Annotated in this window: 2 protein-coding genes; both read left to right on the top strand. The window is 62.3% G+C overall.

Translation table 11 applies throughout. The features are described from left to right. Nucleotides 1–343: hypothetical protein (locus tag BM093_RS34735; RefSeq protein WP_218163080.1), on the top strand; the 343-nt coding region annotated here is incomplete at its 5' end. A 232-nt stretch (nucleotides 344–575) separates the two neighbouring features. Continuing rightward, nucleotides 576–1751 carry a bifunctional DNA primase/polymerase gene (locus BM093_RS34730; protein WP_093357695.1) on the top strand — a complete coding sequence of 392 codons (1176 nt, stop codon included), beginning with the start codon at nucleotides 576–578 and terminating at the stop codon, nucleotides 1749–1751. Nucleotides 1752–1818 lie beyond the last annotated feature (67 nt).

Raw genomic sequence — 1818 nt, 5'->3', positions numbered from 1 at the left:
GGACCCCACGTCTTCCGCAGCAGCTACCCGGATTGCCCGTTATGGGCGTGTCGTTGCGCCGGCCCCGCCGATCTTGTTGAGATCACTTCATTGGTTAAGGGATCAAGTGATGACGATGACCGGTGACATGTTCATTCCACAGACTTATCCGCTTTGGGGCGCCAACTCTGCAACCGCCGCGGTTTTTCGCATCGTGGGTTGGCAGCAGATCGACAACCAGCGACACCCGATGCTGCCGGTGGGGTTTCACTCCTCACGAGAGGGCATCCCGACGCTGGTGACGGTTCCGCTCGCGTACTTCGACTCACACGCAGCGGCTATTAAGCATCTCGACCGCGGCTAGCCTAGGGGAGAGTGAGAGGGGTAGGGGAAAGTAGGGGAGTCCCCTACCCCTCTCTCAAAACTCTGCGTAACCAACAAAACCATGACACTTAGTTAAATAAGTTAGTATTTTAGTTAGTTTCTGTCACTCTCTGTAGCGGAAATCAGTTTTCTAGAGAGGGGGGTAGGGGAACTAGGGGAACTCCCCTACCCCCTACCTCGCTCCTATATTCACTCATTCATTGGAGTTTTACATGTACGGATCTAGGGTTGACCGGCGGATTGTTGACGACTACCACACTCGCGGGTGGCAGCCTTTCTGGCTCCCCGCGGGTGCGAAGACTCCTCCGCCTCCGGGGATTACTGGTCACGAGGGTCGCGCGGTTACGAAGGACGACGTGAACCGGTGGTACCTGGATGGCAAGTTCGACAATGTGGGTTTGAAGCTGCCGGCGGACGTGATCGGTGTCGACGTGGACACTTATGACGGGAAGGTGGGTTCGACGACGCTGGAGCGGCTGGAGGGGGAGTTCGGTCCTCTTCCCCCCACGTTCATCATGACGCGGAAGTCGAACCGGCTGGAGTCGGGTACGCGGCTGTTCCGTATCCCGGGGGCTTACCGGGCGGAGACGTTTGCGTCTGGTGCGGGTAAGGACATCGACATCATCCGTCCGGTGCACCGGTATGTGGTTGCTGCTCCGTCGATCCACCCGAGTGGGGACGTGTACAAGCTGTATGCGGCGGATGGTTCGGAGGTGTCGACGCTTCCGCGCGCGGCGGAGCTTCCGACGCTTCCGGAGGCGTGGTGCGAGTTCCTGAATGACCGGTCGGTGCGTGCTGAGCGGGTGTCTGCGGCTCCGGAGGAGGTGCGGGAGTTCCTGGCGTCGCTGGAGGCGGGTGTCCCGGACAAGCGGGTGCAGGAGTTGACGGAGCGCTACATCAACGAGCTGCTCGACACGGATGAGGGCGGACGGCACGACGCGATGGTGCGTCAGACGCTGTCGCTGCTCTACGCGGGTCGTGAGGGTCGTCCCGGTGTCGCGGATGCGCTCGCGCAGCTTCGAAACGTGTTCGTGGAGTTGACGGGTCGCGACGGTGACGAGGTGGACCGTGCGGTGGAGTCGGGTGTCGGTCTGGCACTTGCTAAGCCGGCGCCGCCGCGGGGTGTGCGCTCGGTGGAGGGTGAGCGGGCTCCGACGCTTCCGGAGGAGTTCTGGTGCCGGGACTCGCTGATGCGGGTGCGGGATATGGCGCATCACTACCAGGCATCGGCGGATGCGGTGCTCGTGACGGTGCTCGCGCGGGTCTCTGCGTCGCTTCCGCACGGGTGCAAGGTCAACACGGGTGCGCGGATTCCCACGTCAACGAACTTCTTCTCCGCGATTGTGGCTCCGTCGGGTGTGCAGGGTCCCGGCAAAGTCGTCAGGTGATCTTGTAGGTGGCCAGCGGTCGGAGCGTGTCGCGGGCGTGGTGACGCAGCGCGGCGGCGATGTTGGT

It is taken from the genome of Pseudonocardia ammonioxydans, from assembly GCF_900115005.1.
GTDB classification, from domain to species: domain Bacteria; phylum Actinomycetota; class Actinomycetes; order Mycobacteriales; family Pseudonocardiaceae; genus Pseudonocardia; species Pseudonocardia ammonioxydans.
The sequence above is the reverse complement of the archived record's forward strand: the minus strand, read 5'-3'. Positions and strand labels throughout refer to the sequence as shown.